Below are 26,453 nucleotides of genomic sequence, written 5' to 3'. Positions count from 1 at the left end.
ATGAATCAAGCGAAGCTTTGGTATAACGGACCGGGAGCGGGCTGGAAGCAGGGACTGCCGATCGGCAACGGAAGAATAGGCGCCGTCATTTACGGGGGAGCCTCGCAGGAAACGTGGAGCATGACGGAGCTGACCTATTGGTCGGGAAAGCCCGAACGTATTCCGGGCAGCGGCAAAGGGAAAGCCGGGCTTGAGGAGATGAGGGCTGCTTTTTTTAACGGAGATTATAACGAAGGCGATCGGTTGGCCAAGCAGCACCTTCAGCCGAAAAAGCAGAACTTCGGGACGAATCTCTCCGTTTGTGATGTTGAGCTCCGGTTCGGACCGGAGGGCGAAGAGCTGAAGCGCGAGCTTTGCTTGGAGAGTGCGATTGCAACCGTTTCCTATAAGAGTGAAGGCAGCAGCTTCATCCGCGAGACGTTCGCGACTCATGCGGACGGCATCGTTGTTTCGCGAATAAAAGGGGAGCAGCAGGGCGGGATATCCTTCTCGATCTCCGTGAAGGGGCGTACGGGGCATTTCTCTGCTATCGCCACGAATGACGATACAATCGCATTCTATGGGCAAGCAACGGAAGAGATGCATAGCGACGGATCATGCGGCGTATTTTGCCGGGGGCAGGTAAAGATTGTGGCCGAGGGAGGCACCATCCAGAGCAGCGGCAGCGAGATTATCGTCACGGATGCCGACGAAGCTACCGTATATTTTGCGATCCATACCGATTATCGCCAAACGGACGACGAGTGGATGACGAGAAGTACGAAGCAGATAGCTGCGGCAATCGCCAAAGGCTATACGCGGCTGAAAGCAGATCATATCGCGGATTACAGCGCTTTGTATGCGCGTGTTTCCCTTGATCTTGGCGACACGGACCATGCAAAGCTGCCGACAGACGAGCGGATGCGGCGGCTGCAGAACGGTCAACAGGATGATCCAGGCTTGATCGTTTTGTTTTTTCAATATGGCCGTTATTTGACGATTGCCGGTTCGCGAGCGGATTCGCCGCTGCCTCTGCATTTGCAGGGCGTATGGAACGACGGCGAAGCGAACCGCATGGCTTGGAGTTGCGACTATCACTTGGATATCAACACGCAAATGAACTATTACCCGACCGAAATAAGCAATCTGGCGGAATGCCATGTTCCATTAATGAACTATATTGAACGGCTGTCCGCATCGGGCAGGCATGCGGCACAGGATTTCTACGGCTGCGAGGGCTGGGTGGCGCATGTATTCTCCAATGCATGGGGCTTCGCGGCTCCGGGCTGGGAGACAGGCTGGGGACTGAACGTAACGGGCGGTCTATGGATCGCGATGCATTTGAAGGAGCATTATGAGTACGGTCTGGATCAGTCATTCCTGACGAAGCAGGCCTATCCGGTTATGAAGGAAGCCGCATCTTTTTTCCTTGATTATATGACGGTGCACCCAAGCAACGGCTGGCTGGTTACGGGGCCTTCCAATTCCCCGGAGAACAGCTTCTATACGAATAACCGGTCGGAGGGCCCTCAGCAGCTGTCGATGGGCTCGACGATGGATCAAGTGCTGGTTAGGGACCTATTCTCTTTCTGCTTGGAGGCTGCCGGGCTGCTGGATACGGATCTTGAGCTCCAAGAGAAGCTGCGGGCGGCGATTGCGTTATTGCCGCCGCTGCAGATCGGCAAGAATGGACAGCTGCAGGAATGGCTGGAGGATTATGAGGAGGCGCAGCCTGAGCATCGCCATCTTGCTCATCTGTTCGCGCTGTACCCTGGCAATCAGGTAACGCCGCGCGGTACGCCCGAGCTCAGCGCAGCTGCCGAGCAAACGCTGATCCGCAGAATGACGGATGAGCTGGAGGATATTGAATTTACGGCGGTGTTGTTTGCAACCGGATTCTCCCGGCTATTCGATGGAGACCGTGCGCTAAGGCATATCAACCACTTGGTTGGCGAGCTATGCTTCGATAATCTGCTGACCTACTCCAAAGCTGGCGTTGCCGGTGCGGAGACGAATATATTCGTCATTGACGGCAATTACGGAGGAACGGCGGCTGTTGCCGATATCCTTCTCCAAAGCCATGCGGGCGAGATCCACCTGCTGCCAGCGCTGCCTGCCGCGTGGGCGAGCGGCTCATTCAACGGATTAAGGGCGAAAGGGAATGCAGAGGTTGGCGTTTCCTGGGAAGCGGGCATCCTGACAGGAGCAACTATTCATGCGTATTCTGCCGTTCCATTGATCATCCGTTACGGCGACCGTACCGCAACCATCGCATGCGAGGCGGGTCAAACGTACGTGCTGGACGCTAGCCTTCACCTCATCGACCGCGAAGCGACGGCGAAATAGCTTATGTAAAGAGCGAACAGGACAACTACGAGCTTTAATAGTAGTTGTCTTTTCGCATCATTAGGTTATTATGAATGAGCGGGCTTTTTATACGATGTACGGAGCTCCAAATACCTATTTTGTAAGCGCTATTATATAGAGAAGGGTGGGTTGGACGTGCCGAAGTACTCAACGATCTTCCGCAAATTTCTCGTTTCCTATTTAATTATATTAATTATTCCAAGCATAGCGGGTTATGTTTCCTACCGCACTTCCATTTCGGTAACGCAATCCATCTCGATCGAGAATAGCGTTACGCAGCTGCAGCGAAGCCAGGAAATATTGGAGAGAAGGATGGTCGAGGTGGAGGGTTTTACCCGACAGCTCGCTTTGAATCCGGATTTAAATAAATTGATGAACGAGAGGAAGCAAGGCGACGAGGTGAATGTCTACGGCATATGGAGCATGGTGAAGCAGGTCACGCCGTTTAGCCAAACGAATGATTTTTTGCAAAATTACTTTATATACTTAAATAATTATGACGTTATTTTCACGCAGGGCTCGGCATACTTTCGACCGGAGCATTATTATCAAAACTTCCGCTACCCCGACCTTACCGTAGAGGAATGGAAGAAAGAAGTGCTGGGGCAGACTCACCGCAGCGAAATTATGCCGCTTCGCTCCTATATGAGCAATTCGAAGCAAACCTCGGTTATTACGTATATGCAGTCGCTTCCGCTGGACAGCTTCAGCGGTTCATCGCCGGCTACCGTGGTTGTCATTATCAACGAGGAGAATATATCGAACCTATTGGCAGGATTAGAGGACCGTTACGGCGGCTGGGCGCATATAAGCGACGCGCAGGGGAACACGATAGGCGTGCGCGGCATAAGCGAGACGGATGCGAAGAAGCTGTCATTGGATACGGAGCTTGACAAGGCTAAGACGAGCCAATTCTATAATGACGATCTGGTCATCACGATTCATTCCGACAAGAACGGCTGGACCTATCGGGCGGGAGTCCCTCGCCAGGTGCTGATGGAGAATGCGAATCAAATCAAATATATTACGTGGCTGGTTACCGGAATTGCCATATTGCTCGGTTTGCTGGCTGGCTTGCTCTTGTCCTATCGGAACAGCGCGCCGATCAATCGGCTGCTTGGCGTCATGAAGGAGCATTTCGGCAAAGACGGCATTGCTGAGCGCAATGAGTATGATTTCCTGCAGGGCAATATATCTAATATGATAACGAGCAACCGGCAGCTAGAGCTGGAGCTGAAGCGGCAGCTGCCCTTGGTGCGCGACGGTTTCCTGAAACGGCTGATTGCGGGCGAGTTTCACACGACGGAGGAGATTGCGGCTGCCGCAGCCCAAGCGGATATGCGCTTTTCTTCCGATGGGGGTTACGTAGGCATTCTGCGGATCAATGGATATTCCGGCATGGACAGCGTTGAAATTCTGAATGAGCTCGCCGCGGCAAGATTGATTCTGAAGCAGGCCTTAACGGATGCCGTTAACGAGCTGCCGATGACGGATCTCGGTTCCGACCGAATCGTCATGATATGGACGGTACAGCAGGAGGAGGCTGGCGGGCTCGCGTGGAGACAGCAAATAAGCGAAACGCTTGAGAAGCTGGCGCAGGTTGCATACTCGGAATATAAAATATCGGTCACGGCTGCGTTCGGAGATAGCTATCCAGCCATTATGGATGTAAGCCATTCTTACGAGCAGGCGAAGCAGATGATGGAGTATGCGGAGTTTTCCAGCAAAAACAGTATCATCTGGTTTAGCGATTCGCGGCTTGAAACGGCTACTTACTATTATCCGCTTGATATAGAGCAGCGCTTGATCAGTACGATTAGAGCTGGCGATCCCGATGAGGCGAAGCGGATGCTGCTGTCCGTTATGGAGAAAAATACGGAGAACCAGCAGCTCTCGCCGGAGATGAAGCAACAGTTGGTCGGCGAGCTGAAGGGTACGCTGCTCAAGTTGCTTGATCAGAAGGCATTTATGGAATCGGAGCTGCTGCACACGCTCAAAAATCAAATGATTGGCATTCAAGCCTCCGATGCGCTTAGCGCCATACAAGACGAGATGATCGAGATCGTGAATGCGCTCTGCGGCGTTATCAATAGCAAGAAAAACAACGCGCATATTCAAATGGTCGAGGACATCAAGCAGTTTATCGCGGAAGCGTATGGCGATTCTGAGCTGACCTTATACCGGATAGCGGAGAAGGTAGAGCGTCCGGAGAAATATATTTCTCAGCTGTTCAAGGAGGTTACGGACGTGAACGTATCTGATTACCTCGAGATGATCCGGATTGAGCAAGCTTCCTTGCTGCTGCGCACCGATGCTTGCACGGTGGACGAAATTGCGGCACGCGTAGGCTATAACAGCTCGCATTCCTTCCGCAGAGCATTCAAACGGGTGATGGGTGTTGCGCCAAGCTCCTATAGACAATCCATAAATATATAAGCGTTCTGCCGCGCTTGAGGCAAGGAGTGGGAGAAGATGAAAAAAAGCCAGATTCGCATTTTAGCGGCTCTATGCATCATGATAGTGACTCTGTCGGCTTGCAAGCTGGGCGGCGGAAACGAAGAGCAGGAGAGCGGCGGCAAGCCTGCGCCAGTAGAGATTAATGTGTTCGCTCAGCAGGAGACGGGCATTGATCTGCGTACGAATGATTTCACCAAGCTGCTCGAGAGCAAATTCAACGCGCATATTAATTGGGATAGCATCACGCCGGACGGGGCCAAGGAGAAGCGTCAAATATCGCTCGCTGGCGGAGATTATCCAGATGCGTATATTTTAACGGCGTATCTGGACCAGTTCTCGCAGTCTGATTTGCTGAAGTACGGGAAAGAGGGTGTTATCCTTCCGCTTAACCAACTTATTGAGCAATATGCCCCCAACATTAAGGCAGCTATGGAGAAGGATCCGACCTTGAAAGCGTTCAATACGGCTCCTGACGGCAATATCTACGGTTTGGTCGCATACAGCGAGTGCTTTCATTGCTCCTATCCGAACAAAATGTGGGTGAATACCGAATGGCTCTCGAAGCTCGGTTTAGCAATGCCCACAACGACCGCGCAGTTCAAATCGATGCTTGAGGCGTTCAAGAAATCGGATCCGAACGGGAACGGTGTGGCCGATGAGATCCCGCTAAGCGGCTCCATTGAGGATTTCGGCGTTCGGATCATACCTTATCTGATGAACGGATTTATTTATGACGACGACCGCAATTATTTGGCCATGAGCAAAGGGAAAGTGGAGACGGTGGCGAATAAGCCGCAGTGGAAGGAAGGGATCGCCTTCATTAAGTCGCTTTATGATGAAGGCTTGATTGACCCGGGAGCATTCATTCAGAATGCGGAAGCGCTCAGAAGGATCGGCGATAATGCTGGTGCACCGGTATTGGGTGCTGTCGCGGGCATGCATCCGGCTATATTCACGAGCGAGCGGCTGAAGGACTATGCACCGATTCCGCCGCTTCAAGGACCGTACGCATCCCATGCGACCTTCGATGGGGGAGGCATACAGCCTGGCGCGAAGTTCGCCATTACGAATAAAGCGAGCAAGGAAGCGCAAATCGCGTTAATCCAAATGGTCGATTACATCTACACGCCGGAAGGGCAGACGATTGCCCAGTCGGGCCTGGAGGGTATCGGCTGGAGGAAGCCCCAAAAAGGCGAGGCGGCGCTTGGCGAGGGCATTGCTCCGCAGTTTGCAAGCTTAATCCCGATTAACAACGCCAAGCCGACCAATTCCGGCTGGAGCGGTATGGCGCATTTCTATATGCCGAGGGAATATCGCGACAGCTGGGTAGCGAGCAAGGATATATATGCGAGTGACGGCTATGAACGAAGGCTGATCGAGGCGACGCAGCTCTATGAAGGCCATGAGCCCTCCGAAATGTTCCCGATTTGGACGATATGGCTGGATCCGGCGGAAGCGGACGAGGCGGGTATCCTCCAAACGAATCTTTCAAATTATATTGAGCAGAGCACGCTTCAGTTCATAACCGGCGATTTGAATTTGGACAAGGACTGGGACGGTTATTTGGCAGGGCTGGATAGCATGCAGGTTGGAAGGTATCTTGAAATAATGCAGAAAGCGTACGACCAATCGAATCCAAATAAATAGTTTCCCAGTATATGAAATCCCGGCTGCCCGCGCAGTCGGGTTTTTTTTGCGCTGTATGCACGGTACAGCTGCATAAAGCCGATAAATGTACGCCAGTACGGGGATTTGCCCCCTTCAAATCCGAGTTTTTGTACGTAAAAAGACGCAAGTGTACCTATTTGGAGCAGGTGTTTTTCTACTATGATCAGTCGTATAGAAAGCGCTATCATACATCAGCAGGTAGTCACTTAGGGGGGATTGTTCTGGAAAAAGAAATCGTACTGAATAATAAGTTGTTGAAGGCAAAGGGCAAGCGAAGCCTTGCGGAAGAAGCGGTACGAAGCTTCAAGAAGCATTGGCAGCTGTACCTGATCATTATACCGCCAGTGTTGTTTTTTCTTATTTTTAAATATTATCCAATGCTGAACGCCGTGCTCGCCTTTAAGGATTACAACGTCATTAAAGGAATATGGGGGAGCCCATGGGTAGGCTTCAAAAACTTTCAGCTGTTTTTTGATAATCCGATGTTCTGGCCCTTGGTCAAAAACACGATCTACGTCAGCGGATATTTATTGCTCGCGGGCTTTCCGATTCCGATCATACTCGCGCTGATGCTGAACGAGGTCCGCAACGGAAGATTCAAGCGGACCGTACAGCTGGTCACCTTCGCGCCTTATTTCATCTCAACCGTCGTCATGGTGTCGATTATTATGCTGTTTTTGGCGCCGAGGCTCGGATTCGTCAACGTTGCTTTGAACTATTTCGGACTCGACTCGATCAACTTCCTGGGTGAGGCCAGCATGTTCCGGTCGATTTACGTTTGGTCGGACATTTGGCAGACGGCCGGCTATTCAGCGGTTATTTATTTGGCGGCGCTGTCCGGCATTGATCCGACCTTGTACGAGGCGGCTAAGGTAGATGGGGCGTCACGCTTCCAGAAGATCCTTCACGTAGATATTCCGGGCATTCTGCCGACCATCACGATTATTCTCATCCTGAACGTGGGCAGCGTCATGGCGATTGGCTTCGAGAAAATTTATCTGCTTCAAAACCCGCTCAATAAGGTGAACTCGGAAATTATCGCAACTTATGTCTATAGCGTCGGGCTGCTAAATGCCAATTACAGCTTTGCAACGGCGGTTGGCTTATTCAATTCATTTATCAATCTGGTATTATTATTCGTCGTCAACGGCTTGGCGAAAAAATTCACGAAATCGAGCATTTGGTAAAAGGGGAGTGCGCCTATGGCATCGTCAAAAATAGCAACGCAGCAGGCACCAATCAGACAAACGATTAAAGATTCAGCGGGCGATAAAGTCTTTTTGTTCATTGTGTACACGGTATTATTTTTGGTGTTAATCGCGGTTATTTATCCGCTTATTTATATTCTAAGCAGCTCGATCAGCAGTCCGGCAGCCGTAACCTCAGGCCGCGTCTGGCTATGGCCCGTCGATATTTCGTTCAAGGGCTTCAAGGTGCTGTTCGACACCCCGCAAATTATGCAGGGCTATGGCAACTCGCTGTTCTACACGGCAGCAGGAACGATAATCAGCGTAGTGCTCACGGTTATGATTGCGTATCCGATGTCGCGCAAATCCTTTTTTGGCCGCAGTGTCATTATGATGCTCATCACGTTCACCATGCTCTTCAGCGGCGGCTTGATCCCGACGTATATGGTTGTGCGGGAATTCGGCATGATCGACTCCCGTTGGGCGCTGCTCATTCCGAATGCGGTCTGGGTATGGCAGGTCATTATCGCACGCTCCTTCTTCCAAAACTCCATTCCCGACGAGCTGTTCGAGGCGAGTGAGATTGACGGATGCAGCGATATCCGGTTTATGCGGAGCGTCGTTGTTCCCTTATCCAAGCCGATACTCGCCGTGCTCTTCCTCATGTACGGCGTTGGTCAATGGAATGCATACTTTGACGCTTTGATCTACTTGAAATCGGCGAATCTGTTCCCGCTGCAGCTTGTCCTGCGGAGCATCATCATCATGAACAACAGCGCAAGCGTTACGGATGCCCTGAAGCAGGTGGAGAGGCAGCAGCTCTCCGAGTTGTTGAAATATTCGCTTATCGTGGTGGCGACGCTGCCGGTTCTGATCATCTACCCGTTCGTACAGCGTTATTTCGTGCAAGGGATGCTGGTCGGCTCGGTAAAAGGGTAACGAAACGAGGAATATGGAAGGGAGGTGGTCGACTTGTAGCGTTAACGCAAGGCTAATGGCAATCCATAATGAATCGATACGAAAAGGGAGCGAACAAAGATGAAAAAGAAGCTTTTGGGTTTGTTGGCAATCATGGTTGTAGCCAGCATGACGCTTGCTGCGTGCTCGCAAAATAATAAGCCTTCCAACACGGCGACCAACGCGCCGAACGCACAATCGGAAGAGACGGGAGAAACCGCACCGGTTGAAGTTACGCTATTCGCCGTTCAAGAGCCTAACATTGATCTGGCAACGAACAAATTCACGAAATTCGTAGAAGAGAAATTCAATATCAAGATTAAATTCGAAACGACTCCGCCGGATGGCGCGAAGGAGAAGCGTCAAATTTCGCTTGCGAGCGGAGACTATCCGGATGCTTACATGCTTCCAGGCTATGTCGATCAGTTCACGCAAGCGGATGTCGTGAAGTACGGCAAGCAAGGCGTACTTATTCCGCTGAACGATCTCATCGATCAATATGCGCCTAACATTAAAGCCGCTATGGAAAAAGACTCAGATTTGAAAGCGTTTAACACAGCGCCGGACGGCAATATTTACGGACTTGTCGCTTACAGCCAGTGCTTCCACTGTTCCTATCCGAACAAAATGTGGATCAATACAAAGTGGCTGGATAAACTGCAATTGGAAATGCCAAAAACACCGGAAGAATTCAAAGCGGTATTGTCGGCGTTCAAAACAAAGGATCCTAACGGCAACGGCGTTGCCGACGAAGTGCCGCTTAGCGGCTCGATCGAAGATTTCGGCGTACGCGTCATCCCGTTCCTTATGAACGGCTTCATCTATGACGACGACCGCAACTATTTGAACCTCAATGGCGGCAAGGTGGAATCGGCAGCGCTTAACCTGAAATGGAAAGAGGGCTTGACGTATATCAAATCCTTATACGATGAAGGTTTGATCGATCCAGGCGCATTCGCGCAAAATGCGGAAGCATTCAAAAAAATCGGCGAAAACGGCGATGCTCAAATTCTTGGCGCCGGCGCCGGCATGCACCCTGCTATCTTCGTTAACATTGACGTAGGCAACAAAAACTCGGCGGACTACAATCCGGTTCCGCCACTGACAGGTCCGCACGGATCATTCGCTACTCATGATGGCGGCGGCGTTGCTCCTGGAGCGAAATTCGTCATTACGAACAAAGCTTCCGAAGAACAGCAAATTGCGCTAATTAAATTGGTAGATTACATGTTCACCGAGGAAGGCCAAACGAACGGCGCATCGGGTATGGAGGGCATTGACTGGAGAAAGCCGAAGGAAGGCGAAGTTGCACTCGGCGAAGGCGTAGAGCCGAAGGTTGCCACGATTCCTGCCGTTGAAGGCGAAGCGCCTCGCAATGCGGGTTGGAGCGGAACGGCTCACTTCTATATGCCGCGGGAATACCGCGACAGCTGGGTTCAAGGTACGGATATTTATGATTCTGCCAACTATGAGCGCAGATTGTACCAAGCGACGCTTCAGTATCAAGGCCACGAGCCGAAGGAGCTGTTCCCGCTCTGGGCGATCTGGATCGATAACGCCGAGGTTGACGAGGCGAGCATTCTGCAAACGAACATTAAATCCTACATCGAGCAAAGCGCGCTGCAATTCATTACAGGAAATAAAGATCTGGAGAGGGATTGGGATGCTTACGTGAAAGGTCTCAAGGATCTGAAGATTGACCGTTACTTGGAAATTTTGCAAAAAGCGTATGACCAATCGTTTAAGTAAGGCATAAGGCTTTCTAACTACACAGGATCAGGTTTTTATTGCGAAATAAAAGCCTGATCCTATTTTCTAAAAAAAGGAGATAAATAATGAATCTAATGATGAGAAAGACCCGGCTTTGGCTGCTTGTAATCGTCCTGTTCGCGACCCAGCTAGGAATAGTGGCACCGAGAGGGAATGTGGCGGAGGCGGCCGATAACGGCCTGGCTGCGAAGCCATATATGGGCTGGAGCAGTTACAGCCTGCAAGTGTATACGGGGAACGGGCAATGGATTACGGCAGCCAATATCAAGGCTCAATCCGACGCGATGCATGAGAAGCTTCAGCCTTACGGATATGAATATATCAATATAGACGCGGCTTGGAACGGAGGCATGGACGGTTATGGCCGCCCGATCCCAAGTACAACGCTATATCCGAATGGCCTGCAGGAGGTTATCGATTATGTCCATGCGAACGGGCAGAAGATCGGTCTCTATGGCATTCCCGGATTATCGCCGCAGGCGTATGACCAGGATTTGCCGATTTACGGGGCTCCCGGCTGCTCGATGCAGGATATCGCGGCACAGCCGATTCAAGAATCGGATTACTGGGGACTGGGCTACAAAATCGATTTCAACCAGCCTTGCGCGCAAAGCTACATAAACTCGATTGCCGACCTATACGGCGAATGGGGTATCGATTTCTTGAAGTTTGACAGCGTGACGCCGGGCTCGGGCATCTCTGATCTTTCCCTAGATGCGCGGGATGATGTGAAAGCATGGGCACAGGCGCTTGCTCCGCACCAAATTTGGCTGGAGCTTTCATGGGCGCTTGATATCAAATACATTGATTATTGGAAGGAATATGCCAATGGCTGGCGTGTCGATTGGGATATTGAATGCTACTGCGGCGACGGCGGCTTAACGGCATGGCCAAGCATCGCTCGTCTATTCCCGAAAGCGGAGCAGTTCTGGCGCCACGCGGGACCTGGGGGCTGGAATGATTTTGACTCCTTGAATATCGGGAACGGCGCGATGGACGGCATTACGCCTGACGAGCGCAAGACGGCAATGACGTTCTGGGCATTATCCTCCGCACAGCTGTACATCGGCAATGACATGACCAATTTGGACGAATACGGCCTAGAGCTGTTGACGAATGAGGAAGTGATCGCGGTCAATCAAGCAGGACGGCCGGGCCATCCGGTATCGACTGCTACCGAGCAGCAGGTATGGTATGCGAATAACGGTGATGGAAGCTACACGGTGGGTCTCTTCAACTTGGGGAGCTCCGCAGCTACGGTTAACGTGGACTGGAGCGACATCGGCTTGACTGGACCGGCAACGGTTCGCGATCTTTGGAGCCATGAGGATCTTGGCACATTCAATGACGGATATAGCGCCGTTAATCTAGCCTCGCATGCCTCGCGATTGTTCAAGGTAACGGCCCTGGATGGCACGGCGGCTGCGAATGACGATGATACCGGCATGAAATACACAGGCGATTGGACGCGCAACGGAGGCCAGCAGCTTCCCGGCGACAAGCAAAACATCGTTATCGACGTGACGGATGCGGCTGCGCTGAACAGTACGATTAGCCCTGTAACCGCGTCGTTCAATAAGAAGACGTCGGAGCAGGCAGACGTGGCAACGACATTAACGCTTAACGGAAATACGCTTGCGAGCATCTCGAACAATGGAGCTGCGCTTGTGTCTGGCACGGATTATAGCGTTGCGGGCAATGACGTGACGATTAAAAAGGAATATTTGGCAGGCAGAGCGGTAGGCACGACGAATTTTACCTTTACGTTTAGCGGCGGTGCTTCTCAAACCTTGGCAATAGCCATCAGCGACACGACGATCAGAGATAGCCGCGTTACGCCTGCGACGGTAAGCTTCGATAAGAAGCCAGCGGCCCAGTCTGACGTTGCACTCACGGTTTCGCTGAACGGCAATACGCTGACTGGCGTGGAGCATGGCGGGAACACGCTTGCTTCGGGAACGGACTATACGGTTTCCGGCACACAATTGACGCTCAAAAAAACGTTTATGGATACGCTTTCAACAGGAACCTCTGACTTGACCTTCTCGTTTAGCGCAGGCTCTATGCAAAAGGTTTCGTTGGTCGTGCGCGACACAGCAGTCGGAGGCTCGATATCCATCAATGATGACAATGCGTCTATCGTCTATACGGGCGGCTGGAATCGCAGCTATAACCGGAATCTTGGCGATTATATGGACGATGTGCATTATGCCGAAGCGAACGACAATGATTATTTCACGTACACCTTCACAGGGACGGGAATCGAATTCATAACCGAGCTTGATCCTTCGCAGGGCAGCATCGATATCTATGTCGATGATCAATTCCAGCAGACGATCAGTACGTATAATATCGGTAGATTGGCACAGCAGCCGGTGTTCAACATTACTGGTTTGGCCAACGGACCGCATACGCTCAAAGCAGTGAAGAAGTCGGGCTACTTCTTATTGCTTGATATGCTTCGCGTTAGCTTGCCTGACTTGATCAGCACGACTACGGGAGACTTTGACAAAGCGGCAGGCCAGCAAGCGGATCTTGCGCTTGCGACGACAGGAGCCGGCAGCAGCCTAAGCTCGATTTCGAACGGTGCAGATGCGCTTGTATCCGGTACGGATTATACGGTGTCGGGCAATGACGTAACGATCAAAAAAGAATATTTGGCAGCTCAGCCGATCGGAACAACGAGCTTGACGTTTGTTTTTGACGGCGGTGCCGTTCAGACGCTCTCCGTCTCAGTCATTGATTCGGCTGCATCGAACAGCACGATCAGCCCGGACTCGGCAAGCTTCGACAAAAAAGCTTCCTTGCAGGCTGACGTTGTAACCACAATGACACTTAACGGAAATGCGCTTGCCGCGATCGCAAACGGTTCGGCAGCACTCGTATCCGGTACGGATTATTCCGTTTCGAATGATGTGGTTACGATTCATAAGGCGTATCTTGCCGGATTGCCAAATGGCTCAGCAAACCTGAAATTCAGCTTTAGCGAGGGCGCTTCGCAGACGCTGGCCATTGCGATTAGCGACACTACAGGGCAGAACAGTACGCTAAACCCAAGCGCGCTAAGCTTCGATAAACGTGCGGATGCACAAACGGACGTAGCGACGGCAATTTCCTTCAATGGAAACAGCTTGAGCGGAATCGCGAATGGGGAGGAAGCGCTGCAGGCGGGCGCTGATTATCTCGTATCCGGCGATCAGCTTACAATCAAGAAAGAGTATCTGGCGGGCAGCGCGAACGGCATGGCGAATCTAACCTTGTCCTTTAGCGGCGGAGTGCCGCAGACGCTGGCAATTGCCGTAAGCGATACATCAAGAGGAAGGCATGTCCTCGTTAATAACGATGACAGCGATATTTCCTATAAGGGCGCATGGCAGCATGGACGCAACCGAGGCCTTGGCGATTATAAGGACGATGTGCAGTACACGGAAAACAACAACGATTATTTTGAATACCAATTTGCAGGAACAGGCATCGAGCTCATTACAGAGAAGGATTCCTCGCAGGGGGATATCGATATCTACGTGGATGATGTGTTCAAGCAAACCATCAGCACGTACAATTCGAGCAGACAAATTAGGCAGACCGTATATAGTATCCAAGGTTTGACCGAGGGTACGCATACGATTAAGGCAGTGAAGAAATCAGGCTATTACATGCTGCTTGATCTGCTTTCATTCCGAATCGCGGATATGATTAGCCCGGATTCGGGAAGCTTTGATAAAACAGCGCAGGCCGACGTGACGACAACGCTTCAGATCGATGGAAGCAACCTGCTTGGTATCGCGAATGGCGAAACGCCTCTTGCAGCAGGCACCGATTATACGGTCTCAGGCAGTACTATTACGATTAAAAAGGAATATTTGGCTGCACAGCCGGATGGCGCCGTTAGTTTGGCAATCTCCTACAAAGGAGACTTCCAAAACGATTTGCACGGTACGGAAACGGACGGCGACTACGTGCAATATTCGTTCACAGGCACAGGCGTATCCTTGATTGCGCCGATGTCATCGGTACAGGGCGAGGTCGACATATATGTAGACAATGTGCTTAAGGAAACGGTGAGTGCTTATCATGCAAGCAGATTAACACAGCAGGAAATTTATTCGGTTTCCGGTTTGGCTAACGGTCCGCATACTATTAAGGCCGTTAAAAAATCCGGTGATTACATGCTGGTTGATGGCGTGAAATTCCAAGTAAATGCGTCAACGCTGCCATCGCCTTCGCCTACGCCAACGGCGACACCGTCACCAACACCAACGGAAGGGCCAACTGCATCACCGACCGCAACGACAGAAATACCGACAGAAGCACCGACCGCAACGACGGAAGCACCAACTGCATCACCATCCGCAACGCCGACGCAGGCGCCTTCATCGGAGCATGGCACGGGCGGGAATGCTGATTCTGGCAAAGAGACCTTATCCATTGACGTAGGAAATGCCGGTAAAGCAGTTGTCACAAGAACGAAGCAAGCAGACGGCAAGAAGCAGGATGTCGTGTCTTTGACGGCGGAGCAAGCGCGTAAAGCGGCAGAGAGCATGAAAGAAGCAGGTCTCCAAACGGCAAGCCTTGTTATTCCGGATGCGAAAGATGAGGTATCGCAAACGACGTTTAACCTGCCTAAGGACGCGAAGCAAATATTCGCAGACGCTCAGATCGGTTTGGAGCTTATGACGGAGAACGCGAAATTAGTAGTGGGAAGCGATGTGTTGGCTGCTATGACGGAGGATCTGTTCTTCCATCTGACGCCGATAAAGGAAGAAGCGAAGAAGCTTGAAACAGCTGGCCGGGCAAATCGGGAAGCAGCCGTAAGGATAGTGGCAGGCAATGAACAAGCAGCAGTCGTTGGCCGTCCGATGAGCATCGAAACAAACGTGCAAGGCGGGAATGTCACCATTATTTTACCGCTGAAGGATGTTTTGCTTAGCGAAGCGCAGTGGCAGGACCTTGCCGTATACATTGAACACAGCGACGGTACAAAGGAGCTGCTTAAAGGAAAGATCGTTCCTTATAACGATAAGGGCGACAAGGGGCTGCAATTCACGGTTCACAAATTCAGCTTGTTCACATTAATTCATGTTCCAGGCCTAAAGGATTCAAGTCTTGGAGTCGCGTACATGAATGGTTATGAGAACGATAGGTTTAAGCCCGACAATAAATTGACAAGGGCGGAAGTCGCAACGATTTTGTCCAGAATCGTTAATCGGGAAGCAGCAGGAGCATCCGAGGTATCCTATAGCGACGTGCTAGCGTCCAACTGGGCAAGGGATGCGATTGCAAAAGTAACGGGAATGGGCTTGATGCAGGGCTATGCGAACGGCAGCTTTGGCGCAAGCAAGTCCATCACGCGCGCCGAAATGGCGAAGCTGGTCTCATCGCTTATCGGCGAGACGGATAAGACTGGCACTGGATTTAACGATATTGCGGGGCACTGGGCGAAAGCCGATATCGAGAAGGTGCAGGCTGCCGGCATCATTAACGGGTACGTGGACGGCAACTTTAAGCCCAATCAGGCACTGACACGCGCCGAAGCGGCAAGCATCATCAACAAGGTGCTGGGCAGAAGCGCGGCAAGCTCCTCGGTACAGTCCCCATGGAGCGATGTAACTAGCTCGCATTGGGCGTATGGCAGTATTTTGGCAGCAACGGTTGAGTAGAAGAACCGGGGCTCGGCCAAAAGGGTAAACCAGCGGATAATCCCGTAAGCGTACAAAAGGATTCAATCCAAATGGATAACGAGTGGATAATCCCGTAAGAGAACAAAAGAATCCGTCTCTAATGGGGTAACCAGCGGATAATCCCGTAAGCGTACAAAAGGATTCTTCCCAAAGGATAAATCGAGCGGATAATTCCGTAAGCGTACAAAAGGATTCATCCCAAATGGGGAAACCCGAGTATGGCAATCCTATAGCGTGCAAAAGAACCTTCACCCCCACTAAAAGTGGAGCTGAAGGTTCTTTTTTAAGGCTCATTATATGCAAAGCAGGGGCGTGATTGCTAAATCGATGTTGAGACGGCCCTCGCCGCTGTTAGAAGTGAAAATTGCTGTATCGACTAATGCTGAATAACGACCATCTGATGGCAGGACCATAGAGGAATCGTATAGCTTACGGTACCGTTCTCTTGCTTGAAAGGGAGCGGAGTGTTCTGCGGAGCCAAATAAACCTCGCGCACCGGCTCCGATAGGGCGATGAAGACCTCCGTATTGAGAACGGGCGACAGATCCTCGATAACCTCGACATGTTGTCCGCGTCGAACAGGGGATGCGTACAGCAAATGATGAACAAGCCGGTTGTGCGACTGCTGGGCTTGAAGTGTCGTTATGCCCTGAGCAGGCAGATTCGTGCGAAGCTGCTTATTCGCAAGAAGGCTATCAAGCGCATAACATACGATTTCTTTGACCGGCAGGCTGCCCTTGAGCGCATAATCCTCGAAGACATTCCAAGCGATATAAATGCCATCCGGCCCCTCGGTTGCGCCGGGCCCTGCATCCTCCATATCGGAAGGCGTATGCTGGTGAGAGCAGAATGTGAACAAATCCCTGTTAAAATAAGAGTTCTCCTTGCTGCCGAGGGAAGCTCCCCCCTGTGCCAAGGCAATGTCCTGTCCTTCCGTATAAAGGACGAAGGAAGCGTTCTGGAGTGATGGAAGCGCAAAGCCGGGCTTAAAGTAGGATGGCGTAAAGGAGGAGACCCCTTGCCACTCCGCGCCCAAATCAAGCTCGAAGCGTGTCCCGTCAGCGGATAAGCCGGAGCGTCCAGTTGCAAGCACCTTACCGCCTTTGGTTAGGAAGGCTGCTAGCTTTTCTTTTAGAGGTTCGGTTAGGACGATGGCGTCGGGCAATAAAACGACCGCATATTTGCCTAAGTCAGCCTGCGTATCGATAACATCGAATAAATAATGGCCCTCGAGCAGTATTCGGGCTGCTCCGATATCGGCATGCTTGCTGTGGTCGTCTATCGTACCACCGCCAGGTGAGATGGAAGCGGCTTCGACGGAAAGCAGTGCGATATCGGCAACGGAAGTCGTATCCTGGCACCATTCTTCCTTCGCTGCGACCTCCTTGTAGGCTGCGCCAATCAGCGCATAGGTTGCGTGATCCATGAGCCCGCCTGGATGAAGCTGATCGCCTATCGAGCAGCGGGCACCGTTCGCAAGGCTAAGCGCTGCTTCATAACGGAGGGCGTTCGGGTGCTTGTAGCCGCCAAATTCTCCCCATGAGGTATGGAACTTGCCGGTCATGCCAAGAAAGTCGAGACCTAAGGTTTGCGCATATCGAGCGGATAATGGGAAATGATCATAGCCCCAACCGCCCGTGGGCAAGGATTCGAGCTCCAAGTGGGTGTTGAGATGCACAAGATCACGGCGTCCTCTGTCGACATGGCTGCTATTATGGAAAACCGGGAGGCCTGGCTTAACGGCATGGACGGTATTATTCATTCGTGCTGCATAGTTGAAATACGTCTCTTCCCAAAGCGCCTTCATATCATTAAGGTTGCGCGGATCGGAGCCGCGCTTGCGAATTTCGGTGACGCAGAATTGGCAATAACACTCGCGTACGCCAACGATATCGAGGAAAATGCCGTCCGCGTCGTAACGGGTTACAACCTCATGGACTTGAAGAGCGAGTATTTCCAAATAGGGTGAATTCATGCAAAATTGTTGATAGCCCGGTGTCATGAAATTCGGCGTCCAGTTCGTTTTCTCATTCTGATCGCGAATGAGCCATTCCGGGTATTTGCGGGCAAGCCTCTGGTCTAATCCAGCAGATAAGTAGACAGGCGTCTTAACACCGATTTCATGTGCGGCATCAATCTGCGCGCCTAGCAAATCAAACGCCAAATGCGGATGGATTTCATTGGCTTCGGAGGGATGGTAAGCCCAGCCGTGATGGCATTTGGAGAAAATGGTAATCGAGTCGACGTAGCCGGTTCGGAGCATGTCCTGGAACTGCCCTTTGTTAAAAGCGCTGCCGATAGCTTTGATTGCTTCAGAAGTGTGGAAATCAAGATGAACCTGGCGGAATCTCATGTTTGGTGCCCTCCTGTAGAATAGAATGAGTAAGATGATATCTACCACTCTAATCGATTGAAAACGAGTATACAGCTGACAATAGCGACTTTATATAGTACAATTTCTGCATCTTAAATCGAGGAGTGACAAGGATGCTTGTGCTTGAATTTCAAGCTCCGCCAAGCCCGTTATTGGCTGCTATCGGTTACGGATTATGGCAGCCCGGTGTTATGCATGCGAAACGCCGATTCGAAGTCTTCGATCTGCTCATCTGCACGAAAGGTGCGTTATATATGGAAGAAGAAGGCTGTAGCTACGAGATTCTGGCGGGCATGGTGCTTGTGCTCGAGCCTGGCAAAACGCATCGCGGTTATCGGCCGACGGAGGTAGAAACAGAGGTGTATTGGATCCATTTTGAATACTCGCAGCCCGATATGCATACGTTATTGACCGAGAAAACGAGCTGGCAGCAGCCGCTGCTGAAGCGTACGGACCAGGATATCGCCGCTCCACCCTCCACGGTACGTATTCCAAAATTCGCCGCGGTGGATCTGCGTTCGGTTGTGCCGCTGCTGGAGCGGATGATTCAATTGCATCAGGTGCTGACGCGCCAGCGCGCATTCGAGCTGCAAGTGCTGTTCGGGGAGTTTCTTCTTGTTCTGCAGAAAGGGACGATCAGGAACAGCCCGCAAGCCCGTTCCTATTCGCTGAGCGAGAAGGTGGCCGTTTATTTGGAAAGCCGATTGGAGGAGCCCTTCGACTCCGAACAAATGGAGCGGGAGCTGCATTACCATTTTGACTATTTGGCACGCTGCTTGAAGCAATATACGGGCATGAGCCCGATGCAATACCGGCATCATCTGCAGATTGAACGCGCGAAGCGGCTGCTTGCCCATTCCGAGCTGCCGCTGAAGGAAATCGGAGCGCTGTGCGGACTTGCGGACAACACGTATTTTACCAGGCTGTTTAAACGGCAGACCGCGCTGACGCCTGGCGAATATCGCAAGCAGAATCAAGTATTTTTGTAGAATGGGGCTGCTTTCTAAGCGCAATACCTGCTCTAAGCTCAAAAAACCTTGTTACGCCTGAGTTAAGGGCCATTTCCGGCTGTTTTCCTTGTTTATGCACCCCTTTGCGGTTTTTGAACAAATGGTAAAGGAGGCGTATAGTGGGTAATAGCATATAGGCATCGGAAAAGGATCATGCGTGCAAGGAGGTCACTAGGTTTGCAATCATGGCAGCGTACAATGTGGATTTTGTGGTTTGGTGTTTTATTTTGCAGTTCAAGCTATACCATGTCAGTTCCGTTTCTGCCGTTGTTTTTGTTCGATTTGGGCGTACCGGAAAGCTCGGTCAATCTGTGGGCGGGCATTGTGCATTCCTCTGCGTTTCTCGTCGGGGCAGTGATGGCTCCGCTGTGGGGCATGCTGGCGGATAAATACGGCAAGCGGAAAATGGTTATTCGGGCGGGAATTAGCCTAGCGTTTATTTACGCATTAATTGCTTTTGTGCAAACCCCATGGCAGCTCGTCGGCGTGAGAATGCTGCACGGCTTCGTCGGCGGCTTCGTTCCGGCATCAATGTCGATTGTGGCTACAATCGCACCCAAGGAAAAGCTTGGCTGGAGCCTCGGCATGATGCAGGCAGGGACGATGACCGGAGGCATTCTCGGACCGTTGTTCGGAGGTTTGCTGGCACAGGCATTCGGCCTGCGCCGATCGTTTGTCGTGGCGGCTATCATCATATTGGCAGCGACGGTCGCGGTCGTCATTTGGGTTAGGGAAGGGAAAACAGAGCCGCAGACGGAAAAAAAGAAGGAAAAGCCGGTTACGTACCGCATGGCTTTCCGAAACCGCGCACTGATGAGCATGCTTATGCTGCTCGCGCTCTTTCAGCTTTCCATCAACATGATTCAGCCGCTGCTTACGCTGCATATTGCCAAGCTGCAGGGCGGCCTGCAAGGAGCGGTGCTGTCAGCGGGGTTCGTGCTTTCCCTAATCGGCATTGCCGGCATATTGGCTTCGCCAGTTTGGGGCAGGCTGGGTGAGAGAAAGGGTTACCACCGGATTCTTGTCACCTGCTTGATGTGCGCGGGCATTGTGGTCAGCATGCAATTTTTTGTCCAGGATTTATGGCTGTTTGCGGTTGTACAGTTTGTGTTCGGCTTGTTTATGGCAGGTATTTCACCTATTGTGAATACTCTCGTCGTGCAGAGCACGGATGAGCAGTTCCGCGGCCGATCCTTCGGGCTTACGACGAGTGCGAATCAATTCGGTTCGATGCTGGGTCCGCTCATTGGCGGTTTGCTTGGTCTTGCCGTCGGCATCCATTGGATATTCGTTGCCACCGGCATGATGATGTTCGCCGCGGGCATCAGCGTATGGCTGCGGCGCAAGCATGAGCTGGGGCAGGAGCGGAGAACGGCTAGGGGTTAGAGGTCAGAGGCAAGAGCTAAGAGGCAAGAGCTAAGAGGCTAGAGGCAAGAGGCAAGAGCTAAGAGGCAAGAGGTCAGAGGCAAGAGGCAAGAGCTAAGAGACAAGAGACAAGAGACAAGAGACAAGAGCTAAGAGGCAAAAGACGAGAGACAAGAGCTAAGAGGCAAAAGACGAGAGACAAGAGCTAAGAGGCAAAAGACGAGAGACAAGAGCTAAGAGGCAAGAGACAAGAGACAAGAGACAAGAGACAAGAGACAAGAGACAAGAGACAAGAGACAAGAGACAAGAGACTAGTCCTAGACAGCAAGAGGATAGGCGGCAGCAGGCTGAGCAAGCTTTGAGCAGATGCGAAGAAGTTCTTGCGTGCCTAGAGTGCTTATGGACAAAAAAGGTGACTTAAAAGTCGTTATATAAATTTCACTTCCTGCTTGATGTCAAATCGCAAAGAACCTTCAGTTCCACTATATAGTGGTGTTGAAGGTTCTTTGCGATTTGATTAATTTGTAAAAATCCGGGTTACCCTTTTGGGGACAGCCCCTTCTAATTGCATGCTAAAACACTATAAACAGATCTCAACAGCTGCAGGGTAGCTGAGATATTACTAGTGCGCTTTTCGTGTAGGCTTGTTTGGCCTGCGCTATCGTCGCGGAAGCTACGCTGCATAAAGTGCAACAGAACCGTTATAATTGACTGTATTTAAGGGGATACGTTGCACAAAGTGCAACAGAACCCTTATAAATGGCAATAAAGTGACCTTATTTAAGGGATTACGTTGTAAAAAGTGCAGTAGGGCCCTTATAAGTGACGGAATTTAAGGGGCTACGTTGTAAAAAGTGCAGCGAAACCTTTATAAATGACAGTATCAAAGGTGCTACGTTTGCAAATTTCAGCAGAAACCTTATAAGTGACAGTATCAAAGTTGCTACGTTTGCAAATTTCAGCAGAAACCTTATAAGTGACGGTATCAAAGGTGCTACGTTTTGCAAAGTGCAGCAGAACCCTTATAAGTGACCGAACCAAAGTTGCTACGTTTGCAAATTTCAGCAGAACCTTTATAAGTGACAGTACAAAGGGGCTACGTTTTGCAAAGTGCAGCAGATCCCATATAAGTGAAAGTACCAAAGGGTTGCGTTTTGCAAGGTGCAGCAGAACCCTTATAAGTGACCGAACCAAAGGTGCTACGTTTGCAAATTACAGCAGAACCCTTATAAGTGACAGTACAAAGGGGCTACGTTTTGCAAAGTGCAGCAGAACCCATATAAGTGAAAGTACCAAAGGGTTGCGTTTTGCAAGGTACACCAGAGAACTTATAAGTGACAGTATTTAAGGTGCTACGTTTTGCAAAGTGCAGCAGAACCTATATAAGTGACCGAATCAAAGGGCTACGTTGCACAAAGTACAACAGAACCTTCGTAAGTGGCCGAATCCAATGGGCTACGTTGTACTAAGTACAACGAAAATCGAATATTTCCGTAAAATAAATTAGAATCCTCTGATTCCATTGCAGAAACTGCAATGAGAGGTAGATACAAGCGTGTTAAGGAGTCATTACGTTGCAGAAAGTGCAGCGTAGGCCGAGGCGTGCAGGTTTGGCTATTTACCTAGTTAAAAAAATTTAACAAGCCTCTGTTATGGATTGATTCCATAGGCATGAGGCCAATTCAGGTTGACTATAAGTGTTCGAAATGATAAAAACTTGCCGTTTCGCAAGAGTTATGTTTGTTATGCCAAAATGTTCAACTGGGACCTTCACACCAACGGAGGAAACGAAACGGTGAGGCTGAAAGCAGATGTCATCATTATCAACCGCGCTTCCCGTTCCAGCCTCTTGAATGTTAGTGGGCTTCGGCGTGGCTGCAGGCTACCTTTTTAGCTATGAAAAAAGCTCCCTCTACGGTATCGAGTGTTATTAGTACGCCTAGCGACCCGTTTGAACTTGAATGTTAGTGAGCTTCGGCGTGGCTGTAGGCTACCTTTTTAGCTATGAAAAAAGCTCCCTTTACGGTATCAAGTGTTATTAGTACGCCTAGCGACCCGTTTGAACTTGAATGTTAGTGAGCTTCGGCGTGTCTGTTGGTTACCTTTTTGCTATGAAAAAAGCTCCTCTTACGGAGACCGCTGCAAGAGTAGTGTTTTGAAATAACCAAAGCATATAGGGAGGCAAATATGTTTCCCTAAACGCGAAACGAGCCTTAGAATCGATTCTAAAGGCTCGTTTTGAACTTTTTGTTGCTCTGAAAACAATGGGCTATTACTGTGACCGCTTACGGCATCACGTTTTATTAGTACGCGTGTCTACCACAAGGGGAGGGCAGTCTTTTCATGCTCACAAGCAGCGGCTAGCGCTTCTTTGCGATCTCAAGCGGCAATCTTTTCATGCTCACAAGCAGCGGCTAGCGCTTCTTTGCGATCTCAAGCGGCAGTCTTTTCATGCTCACAAGCAGCGGCTAGCGCTTCTTTGCGATCTCGAGCGGCAGTCTTTTCATGCTCACAAGCAGCGGCTAGCGCTTCTTTGCGATCTCGAGCGGCAGCCGGTCTCATACTCCCAAGAAGCGACTAGCGCTTCTTCGCGATCTCAAGCGAGCCGGAGGAAAGCGTGCCTTTATGCAGCACGGCTTCGCGCTTAGGCAGCCGAGCTACCGTTTCTGCCGAACAGCTCGCCGCTACGAGCACGGCGGTTGCCGCATCGCCAACCTTCGGCCATATTTGCTTGCCGGACTCGTCCAGCGGAGTGATCCCGCCAGTTGCTAGGGAAAGGGCGCGCGACAAATTGTATTCGCTGGACCAGCCGTACAGCTGCGCCGCAAGATGCGACTTCTGCAGCGTGTCCCCGATGCCGAAGGGAGACCAATGGTCTGTAATGCTGTCATTGCCGAGCAGCACCTGTACCTTTTGCTTCTGCAGCAGCGGAATCGGCATCACGCTTCTGCCGATCGGAACGGATGAAGCGATGGAAATGCCAAGAGAGGCAAGCCGATCGGCCATTTCCACATCGGCGCCAGCTGTAAGCGAGGCGAGCGAGAAGGCATGGCTGACCGTAACTTTGCCTTGCAGACCCGCTTGCTCGGTCAGGTCGGCCAAGCGGCGAATGGCTTTTATGCCTGTTTCTCCGCCTTCATGCAGATGGATGTCGATGCCGGCTTTGTAGTCTACGGCGATCTGTACCATAGTTTGCAGCGATTTCTCCATATCTACATCAACCAATGTAGGATCTAATCCGCCGACATGAGTGACGCCTAGCTGCATGGCATCGCGCATAAGGCTCTCCACATTGGAGCGGAGCAGGCCGTGCTGGGGAAAGGCGACGATTTCATGCGAGATTTTATCCGAGTAATTGCCCAAAGCAAGCTTCAGCTTCTCCAAGTTTTTCAGTCCTACCGTCGGATCGATATTGCAGTGGCTTCTTACATAAGTGGTGCCGTAGCCAAGTATGAGCTCAATAAGCTTCTGCGCGCGCGCCTGGGCGGTAGGCAGCAGCTGCGGAAGCAACGTTTGCTCCTCGATTATCCGGTCGAAAATACCGTTTTTGGTCGGTCTAACCGCCCGCCAAGGGCCGCCATAAAAGGTTTTGTCCAAATGGATATGCATGTCCCGGAAGGAAGGCAGGAGGAGCATGCCCTTCGCATCGTAGCAGTCGAGCGTTTTGCCGTAAGCAGCTTTCGTATCGAGAATTTTCGTGATTTTCCCCTTCTCGATTTGGAGGTTGCGAAGGACGGTTTCCGTAGCGACGACCTGACCGCTCTCGTAGGTATATCCGCTTTCGAGACGAACGTTTAACAGCATGTAGCTGCTGTTTTTCCCAGGCTTATTTGCTTTCGAATCCCCTTTTTTCGCCTCTGCGGCTGCACCCGCGGATTCAGGCGAGAAAAGCCCCATCGAGCCTATCACGCCGAGAACGGCCGAAGCCCCTCCGATTTTGCCGACATTGCCGATAAAGTCTCTGCGCGAGAGCCCTTTGTTTTCTTGATCCATATTTCTATTCCTCCTCTAATCTTTTCTTTTATGTGCCCATTTGGCAAGGGGAAAGCTAGCTTCGAACAATAGGACTAACGGGATAAGGACGATAAAAGCCGATATGAAATCGGGCGGCGTAAGGATGGTCGACACGGTAACCAAGATGACATAAGCGAATTTTCTGCTTTTACGAAGGCGCTCAGGCGTAACGAGGCCAAGCCTAGCCAAGAAAATGAGCACGATAGGATACTCAAAGGCTAACGACAGCGGCAAAATAATGCGAATAAGAAACTGAATATATTGCGCCGCGCCATAGGTTTCGACTAAACCCATAGAGCGCGTAACGGTGGATGCGAACTGGACGGCCATCGGAAAAACGATAAACCAGCTGAAGGCAAGGCCGATTAAAAATAGCAGGAGCGCGAACGGAATCAGCCACGGCACCGACTTTCGTTCTTTTAAAGTTAAGGCGGGCTTAACGAATAGCCATACCTGAAGCAAAATAAAGGGAACCGATGCGCCTATTCCGATCACTACTCCAGTTTGCATGTAGAGCTGAAGCGCGTCAAATGGCGAAAAAGCGTTCCATAGAATCGGTTGTGCGGGTGAATAGGATTGCTGCAAGTAGCTAAGCACGGGACGAACCAACGCAATCCCGCCGACTAAAGCAATCGCGAACATGATGAGCACATAAATGATTCTTCTCCGAAGCTCGGTTAAATGATCGATTAAACTTGGCTGTGCCAGCATATTGAACGCCTCCTAACCATTTGCAGCCGTTCCTGCTTTGCTTCTTCCGGTGTTCTGCCTAATTTCTGCCGTCATCCAGCCGATTTCCATTTGCCTGCTAATTTCAACTAGCTTCTCGATGTCCCGGAATGAATATTTCCTCGTCCCCCCAAGCGTTCGTATCGGGCAAATAAGCTTCCGAATCTCGTAGTAACGAATCCGCCTCTCCGATAAGCCGGTAAGCTCGCTGACCGTTCCGATATTCATCACTTGCTTATCCATAAACGACATGATGACAGCTCCTCTGCAATGGTTTGGCGTTGCCCTTGCCACTCCTTTCTGAAATTATGTAAGGAATACTAACGTTAGGCCGATGTGTACCTAATGATAATGATGGAGGCAAGTGCTGTCATTAGATGATGCACCTAACTTTTTATAGCTGGTTTAGACACTTCGTACAACCCGAAATCGGACTACTACTATAAGCATTTTTCTCGTAAAAAACGTTGTTATATAATCTGACATATTACAGGACGCGGACGAGTGGATCTGCTATTGTGAAGGCATGGTCAGCGGCAGCACAATAACAGGAATGAGGTGGAGCTTCATGTTGCAAAGCATTGGATTGCCCGGGTTAATTATGATTTTAGTCGTTATTCTAATCGTCTTCGGACCTTCGAAGCTGCCAGAGCTTGGGCGGGCGGTAGGCCGCACGCTGCATGAATTTAAAAGCTCGGCGCGAGAGCTTGTTACGGAGAGCAAGGATGAGCAAGAAAGCAAAACCAGTACGCCGTCATGAAGCTGATTTTTGCTGAATAGGTCCAACGGAAAAAGAGCAGGTCGCGATCGCGGCCTGCTCTTTTTCCGTTTTTCATTGAGCAAAGAAGCGCAGGCCTTCTCTGCAAGCCGATAGCTATACAATTGTTTTTTAAAA

14 protein-coding genes are annotated in these 26,453 nt (G+C 50.8%); 10 read left to right on the top strand and 4 right to left on the bottom strand.

Annotation, left to right across the window (positions count from 1 at the left end; all coding sequences use genetic code 11):
- The 7 genes from FHS16_RS17340 (at nucleotide 1) to FHS16_RS17310 (ending at nucleotide 16,045) form a co-directional block, all read left to right on the top strand.
- A complete protein-coding gene (locus FHS16_RS17340) occupies nucleotides 1–2,325 on the top strand; it encodes a glycoside hydrolase family 95 protein (RefSeq protein WP_183565126.1) in 2,325 nt (774 codons plus the stop codon).
- Nucleotides 2,326–2,481: 156 nt separating this feature from the next.
- Nucleotides 2,482–4,782: a helix-turn-helix domain-containing protein gene (locus FHS16_RS17335; protein ID WP_183565123.1), complete on the top strand. Its 2,301-nt coding sequence runs from the start codon at nucleotides 2,482–2,484 to the stop codon at nucleotides 4,780–4,782.
- A 36-nt stretch (nucleotides 4,783–4,818) separates the two neighbouring features.
- Nucleotides 4,819–6,450: an extracellular solute-binding protein gene (locus FHS16_RS17330; RefSeq protein WP_183565120.1), complete on the top strand. Its 1,632-nt coding sequence runs from the start codon at nucleotides 4,819–4,821 to the stop codon at nucleotides 6,448–6,450.
- Nucleotides 6,451–6,803: 353 nt separating this feature from the next.
- The gene (locus FHS16_RS17325) at nucleotides 6,804–7,658 is read left to right on the top strand and encodes an ABC transporter permease (RefSeq protein ID WP_183565379.1); all 855 of its coding nucleotides are present in this window, start codon (nucleotides 6,804–6,806) and stop codon (nucleotides 7,656–7,658) included.
- A gap of 15 nt (nucleotides 7,659–7,673) precedes the next feature.
- Nucleotides 7,674–8,597 carry a carbohydrate ABC transporter permease gene (locus tag FHS16_RS17320; RefSeq protein ID WP_183565117.1) on the top strand — a complete coding sequence of 308 codons (924 nt, stop codon included), beginning with the start codon at nucleotides 7,674–7,676 and terminating at the stop codon, nucleotides 8,595–8,597.
- A gap of 99 nt (nucleotides 8,598–8,696) precedes the next feature.
- Nucleotides 8,697–10,364, top strand: a complete 1,668-nt coding sequence (locus FHS16_RS17315; protein ID WP_183565114.1) for an extracellular solute-binding protein — start codon at nucleotides 8,697–8,699, stop codon at nucleotides 10,362–10,364.
- 86 nt (nucleotides 10,365–10,450) lie between these two features.
- Entirely contained in the window at nucleotides 10,451–16,045 is a 5,595-nt protein-coding gene (locus FHS16_RS17310; protein ID WP_183565110.1) for a X2-like carbohydrate binding domain-containing protein, read from the top strand.
- Nucleotides 16,046–16,442: 397 nt separating this feature from the next.
- Here the strand turns inward: FHS16_RS17310 and FHS16_RS17305 are convergent, their stop codons facing one another.
- Nucleotides 16,443–18,419 carry an alpha-amylase family protein gene (locus FHS16_RS17305; protein WP_183565107.1) on the bottom strand — a complete coding sequence of 659 codons (1,977 nt, stop codon included), beginning with the start codon at nucleotides 18,417–18,419 and terminating at the stop codon, nucleotides 16,443–16,445.
- 134 nt (nucleotides 18,420–18,553) lie between these two features.
- Here FHS16_RS17305 and FHS16_RS17300 point away from each other — a divergent pair, with 134 nt between their 5' ends.
- Both FHS16_RS17300 and FHS16_RS17295 read left to right on the top strand, forming a co-directional pair.
- On the top strand, nucleotides 18,554–19,429 hold the full coding sequence (locus FHS16_RS17300; protein WP_183565104.1) for a helix-turn-helix transcriptional regulator: 876 nt from the start codon (nucleotides 18,554–18,556) through the stop codon (nucleotides 19,427–19,429).
- A 198-nt stretch (nucleotides 19,430–19,627) separates the two neighbouring features.
- On the top strand, nucleotides 19,628–20,836 hold the full coding sequence (locus FHS16_RS17295) for an MFS transporter (protein WP_246431805.1): 1,209 nt from the start codon (nucleotides 19,628–19,630) through the stop codon (nucleotides 20,834–20,836).
- A gap of 2,556 nt (nucleotides 20,837–23,392) precedes the next feature.
- Here the strand turns inward: FHS16_RS17295 and FHS16_RS17290 are convergent.
- The 3 genes from FHS16_RS17290 to FHS16_RS17280 all read right to left on the bottom strand — a co-directional run bounded on the left by FHS16_RS17290 (nucleotide 23,393) and on the right by FHS16_RS17280 (nucleotide 25,810).
- Nucleotides 23,393–24,619, bottom strand: a complete 1,227-nt coding sequence (locus FHS16_RS17290) for an amidohydrolase family protein (protein ID WP_246431811.1) — start codon at nucleotides 24,617–24,619, stop codon at nucleotides 23,393–23,395.
- Between the two features lie 204 nt (nucleotides 24,620–24,823).
- Nucleotides 24,824–25,540 (bottom strand): twin-arginine translocase subunit TatC, encoded by a 717-nt coding sequence (tatC, locus tag FHS16_RS17285; RefSeq protein ID WP_183565095.1) that lies wholly within the window; start codon nucleotides 25,538–25,540, stop codon nucleotides 24,824–24,826.
- A gap of 12 nt (nucleotides 25,541–25,552) precedes the next feature.
- Nucleotides 25,553–25,810 (bottom strand): MerR family transcriptional regulator, encoded by a 258-nt coding sequence (locus FHS16_RS17280; RefSeq protein ID WP_183565092.1) that lies wholly within the window; start codon nucleotides 25,808–25,810, stop codon nucleotides 25,553–25,555.
- 316 nt (nucleotides 25,811–26,126) lie between these two features.
- Here FHS16_RS17280 and FHS16_RS17275 point away from each other — a divergent pair, with 316 nt between their 5' ends.
- Entirely contained in the window at nucleotides 26,127–26,318 is a 192-nt protein-coding gene (locus FHS16_RS17275; RefSeq protein WP_183565090.1) for a twin-arginine translocase TatA/TatE family subunit, read from the top strand.
- Nucleotides 26,319–26,453: the final 135 nt, after the last annotated feature.

It is taken from the genome of Paenibacillus endophyticus (assembly GCF_014192395.1).
In the GTDB taxonomy this organism is placed as follows: domain Bacteria; phylum Bacillota; class Bacilli; order Paenibacillales; family Paenibacillaceae; genus Pristimantibacillus; species Pristimantibacillus endophyticus.
This window is presented reverse-complemented; position numbering and strand designations above follow the sequence as displayed.

What these genes read in the sequence shown, in the direction of transcription:
- FHS16_RS17315 (WP_183565114.1), top strand. Translation starts at nt 8,697, where the DNA reads ATGAAAAAGAAGCTTTTGGGTTTGTTGGCAATCATGGTTGTAGCCAGC.
- FHS16_RS17290 (WP_246431811.1), bottom strand. Translation starts at nt 24,619, where the DNA reads ATGCTGTTAAACGTTCGTCTCGAAAGCGGATATACCTACGAGAGCGGT.
- FHS16_RS17300 (WP_183565104.1), top strand. Translation starts at nt 18,554, where the DNA reads ATGCTTGTGCTTGAATTTCAAGCTCCGCCAAGCCCGTTATTGGCTGCT.
- FHS16_RS17320 (WP_183565117.1), top strand. Translation starts at nt 7,674, where the DNA reads ATGGCATCGTCAAAAATAGCAACGCAGCAGGCACCAATCAGACAAACG.
- FHS16_RS17280 (WP_183565092.1), bottom strand. Translation starts at nt 25,810, where the DNA reads ATGTCGTTTATGGATAAGCAAGTGATGAATATCGGAACGGTCAGCGAG.
- FHS16_RS17330 (WP_183565120.1), top strand. Translation starts at nt 4,819, where the DNA reads ATGAAAAAAAGCCAGATTCGCATTTTAGCGGCTCTATGCATCATGATA.
- FHS16_RS17310 (WP_183565110.1), top strand. Translation starts at nt 10,451, where the DNA reads ATGAATCTAATGATGAGAAAGACCCGGCTTTGGCTGCTTGTAATCGTC.
- tatC (WP_183565095.1), bottom strand. Translation starts at nt 25,540, where the DNA reads ATGCTGGCACAGCCAAGTTTAATCGATCATTTAACCGAGCTTCGGAGA.
- FHS16_RS17305 (WP_183565107.1), bottom strand. Translation starts at nt 18,419, where the DNA reads ATGAGATTCCGCCAGGTTCATCTTGATTTCCACACTTCTGAAGCAATC.
- FHS16_RS17275 (WP_183565090.1), top strand. Translation starts at nt 26,127, where the DNA reads ATGTTGCAAAGCATTGGATTGCCCGGGTTAATTATGATTTTAGTCGTT.
- FHS16_RS17340 (WP_183565126.1), top strand. Translation starts at nt 1, where the DNA reads ATGAATCAAGCGAAGCTTTGGTATAACGGACCGGGAGCGGGCTGGAAG.